We start from the raw sequence: 3985 nt of genomic DNA, 5'->3' as shown, positions 1-3985 counted from the left end.
TAATGAACCTTTCTGCATCACATGCTCGCCCAGAACTTTACGTAAAGCCGCATGTAATAAATGCGTCGCTGAGTGATTTAGTGCTGTCGCCAGACGGTTATTTTCATCAATCTGTGCGGTGACATGTTGACCAACTTGGAAACGGCCATGTTCACATCGACCGATATGTGTGAATGCTTGAGATTGTTTACGCGTATCGGTAACCGTGAAGCTCGCGTTATCTGAATTGATGTCACCGTGATCGCCTACCTGACCACCAGACTCAGCATAGAAAGGGGTCTTGTCTAATACGATTAACCCTTCCTCACCTTCAGAAATGCTATCAACATGTTCGCCATTGACGATGATTGCCAGGATGGTGCTGTCATGTTGAGTGAGGTCGTAACCACAAAATTCTGTACTACTATCAATAGTAATTTGGTCTGATAAACCACCTGAGAACTGGCTCGCACTACGGGCACGACTACGTTGTGCTTCCATGGCACGTTCAAAACCAGCGATATCAATTGTCAGGCCGCGTTCGCGAGCAATATCTGCAGTCAGATCAATAGGGAAGCCGTATGTATCATAGAGTAAGAAAACAGTTTCACCTGGAATCTCTTTATCACCCATGTCTTCAATGGCTTGATCCAGAATTTTTAAACCATTATCCAGCGTGTCAGCAAAGCGTGTTTCTTCTTGTTGAAGTGCTTTTTCGACAAGTTCCTGCGATTGGGCAAGTTCAGGAAATGCTTCGCCCATTTCATCAACAAGAGGTTGCACCAGCTTGTAGAAAAAGTTGTCTTTGAGTCCGAGCTTATGACCATGACGAATCGCGCGACGGATAATACGACGCAAGACATAACCACGACCTTCATTCGATGGATAAACACCATCGGTGATCATGAATGAACATGAGCGAATATGATCGGCGATAACGCGTAGTGAGAAGTTAGTGTGATCTTCTGTACCAGACAGTTTTTGAATCGCTTGGATCAGATGTTGGAATAGATCAATTTCGTAGTTGTTATGAACGTGTTGTAGCACGGCTGCCAGACGTTCAAGCCCCATGCCCGTATCAACGGAAGGTTTTGGCAAAGGTGTCAAAGTACCATCAGCTGAACGGTTGAACTGCATGAAGACCAGATTCCAGATTTCGATATAACGATCGCCATCTTCTTCTGGTGTACCAGGCGGACCACCGGCAACATCTTCACCATGGTCGTAGAATATTTCCGAGCATGGCCCACATGGACCTGTATCACCCATGGACCAGAAATTATCTTTTGCGCCAATACGGGAAAAACGTTCAGCTGAAACACCGATTTCTTTTAACCAGATATCAGCCGCTTCATCATCTTCCTCGAAAACGGTGATCCACAATTTTTCAGCAGGCAGCCCAAGTGTTTCTGTTAGAAACTCCCATGCATATTGAATCGCTTCACGCTTGAAGTAATCACCAAAGCTGAAGTTACCCAGCATTTCAAAGAACGTATGGTGGCGAGCGGTGTAACCGACATTTTCCAAGTCATTGTGTTTACCGCCGGCACGCACACATCGCTGTGTCGTGACAGCACGCGTGTACTTACGCGTCTCTTGACCTAAGAAGGTTTCCTTAAATTGCACCATACCTGCATTGGTGAATAGAAGAGTGGGGTCATTAGCAGGGACAAGAGGACTACTTGCTACGACTTCATGACCTTTACTTGCGAAAAAGTCGAGAAACAACTTGCGAATATCTGCGCTACTTTTCATCGTCGGTTAAATTAAAACTTTCCGTTATCTGTTCATGAGTAAATCCCCGATACTGTAAAAACCTTTGCTGTTTTGCTCGGCTTTTATAATCATCAGGCATTTCCTCGCCAAAACGCTTACAACGTACTTCTGAGGCAAGCGTAAACCAATCTATTTCTGCCGCGGTCATGCATTCGGTGATGATGTCGGCAGCCACACCCCGATCTTTTAATTCCATGTTGATGCGAACCGCACCATAACCTCGATTTGCTCTCGAACGAATAAAGCTTTCAGCAAACCGAACATCACTTTGCAGATTTGTTTCTTTTAGTTGTTGAATAACTTTCTCAACTTCTTCTGCATCAAAACCTGCTTTGTTGAGCTTTTGTGCCAATTCATGAGCACTATGTTCGCGGTTGGCTAAATAGCTTACGGCTCGTGCACTGGCTGATTGCTTCACGCCTCGACGTCGTCCTCAACAGCACTATCATCTTTTTTGGCTGTCTTTTTAGGCAACATGGTTTCACGTATTTTGCTTTCAATTTCAGCCGACATTTCTGGGTTTTCTTTAAGATAGCCACGCACATTATCTTTACCCTGACCGATACGTGTTCCGTTGTAGCTATACCAAGCGCCTGATTTTTCAACAATATTCTGTTGAACGCCTAAATCAATCAATTCACCTTCACGTGAAATACCCTCACCATACATGATGTCGAATTCAACCTGTTTGAAGGGCGGAGCGACTTTATTTTTGACGACTTTGACACGAGTTTCGTTACCCAGAATCTCATCACCTTTTTTGATTGCACCAATACGTCTGATATCCAAACGCACAGAGGCATAGAATTTAAGTGCGTTACCACCTGTTGTGGTTTCAGGGTTACCAAACATGACACCAATTTTCATACGAATCTGGTTGATGAAGATAACCAGCGTATTGGAGCGTTTAATGTTAGCGGTCAGCTTACGTAAGGCTTGTGACATTAAACGAGCCTGAAGCCCCATGTGACTGTCACCCATATCACCTTCGATTTCAGCTTTTGGTGTCAATGCGGCAACGGAGTCAACCACTACGATATCCACAGCACCGGAACGAACCAGCATATCGGTGATTTCTAAGGCTTGCTCACCTGTGTCAGGCTGAGAAACCAGCAGGTCATCAATATTGACACCTAATTTTTCAGCGTAAACAGGATCAAGAGCATGTTCAGCATCCACAAACGCGGCTGTACCACCTGTTTTTTGCATCTCAGCGATAGCATGCAACGTCAATGTAGTTTTACCTGAAGATTCTGGTCCGTAAATTTCAATAACACGACCACGAGGAAGACCACCTATACCAAGTGCAACGTCTAGCCCAATTGAGCCAGAAGATACGGCTGACACGTCACGAGCTGCGACATTATCACCCAGACGCATAACAGAGCCTTTACCAAATTGCTTCTCAATTTGACCAAGCGCGGCGCCTAGCGCTTTTTTCTTATCGTCATCCATTGCACTACCTCTGAAGCTGTTTTTAATAAATCCTTCGATTATCCCATAGATAGCAGTCAGTCTCTAGCGTTTTTAATGATTCCGGATAAGGCCGCTAACACGGCTTGTCGTCTGACACTTTCTCTATCCCCATCGAATTGAAAAAGCTGACTGCTGACTTTATCTCTTTGAGATGCCCAAGCTATCCATACTGTACCAACAGGTTTGTTTTCTGTACCACCACCGGGGCCGGCAATACCGGTTAATGACACGCTAATATCGGCTTTCGAATGGCGAAGTGTACCTATCGCCATTTCCTCGGCTACTAACTGACTGACAGCGCCATATTGATCGAGTGAAGCTAACTTGACGCCGAGTTGCTCGTGTTTAGCCTGGTTACTGTAGGTGACGAAACCTCGTTCAAACCAGCTCGAACTACCGGCAAGATCCGTGCAACATTTCGCCACCCAGCCACCAGTACATGATTCTGCTGTCGCCAACATTAAATGCTTTTTATTTAAAGTTTCAGCGACTTGAATGATTTTTGCTTGCAGTGATGCGTCAGAAATATTTTGCATGATATAAACTATAAAAATGACTCAAATTCAAAATCATACTCCAATGATGCAGCAGTATCTGCGCATCAAAGCCGAACATCCGGAATTTTTGCTGTTTTATCGTATGGGGGACTTTTATGAGCTCTTTTTTGACGATGCTCATAAAGCCGCCGAACTGCTTGATATCACATTAACGGCCCGTGGCAGCAGTAACGGTGCACCGATTCCTATGGCGGGGG

Annotated in this window: 4 protein-coding genes and 1 pseudogene; 1 reads left to right on the top strand and 4 read right to left on the bottom strand. The window is 44.9% G+C overall.

Annotation, left to right across the window (positions count from 1 at the left end; translation table 11 throughout):
* The 4 genes from alaS to B4K20_RS05425 form a co-directional block, all read right to left on the bottom strand.
* On the bottom strand, positions 1–1734 hold a 1734-nt coding region (alaS, locus tag B4K20_RS05440; protein ID WP_289282164.1), incomplete at its 3' end, for an alanine--tRNA ligase.
* On the bottom strand, positions 1724–2173 hold the full coding sequence (locus tag B4K20_RS05435; protein WP_289244796.1) for a regulatory protein RecX: 450 nt from the start codon (positions 2171–2173) through the stop codon (positions 1724–1726). The genes B4K20_RS05435 and alaS, both read right to left, overlap by 11 nt.
* On the bottom strand, positions 2170–3210 hold the full coding sequence (gene recA, locus B4K20_RS05430; protein WP_284722469.1) for a recombinase RecA: 1041 nt from the start codon (positions 3208–3210) through the stop codon (positions 2170–2172). Before recA ends, B4K20_RS05435 begins: the two co-directional genes overlap by 4 nt.
* A 56-nt stretch (positions 3211–3266) precedes the next feature.
* Positions 3267–3767, bottom strand: a complete 501-nt coding sequence (locus B4K20_RS05425) for a CinA family protein (RefSeq protein ID WP_286304928.1) — start codon at positions 3765–3767, stop codon at positions 3267–3269.
* A 16-nt stretch (positions 3768–3783) separates the two neighbouring features.
* Here B4K20_RS05425 and B4K20_RS05420 point away from each other — a divergent pair.
* Positions 3784–3985 (top strand): annotated as a pseudogene (locus B4K20_RS05420) (hypothetical protein); the annotation flags it as partial.

The sequence above is a fragment of the Methylophaga sp. UBA5088 genome (assembly GCF_002414625.1).
Classification (GTDB): Bacteria; Pseudomonadota; Gammaproteobacteria; order Nitrosococcales; family Methylophagaceae; genus Methylophaga; species Methylophaga marina.
Note: the sequence above shows the minus strand (reverse complement) of the source record. Positions and strands in the feature narration are given on the sequence as shown.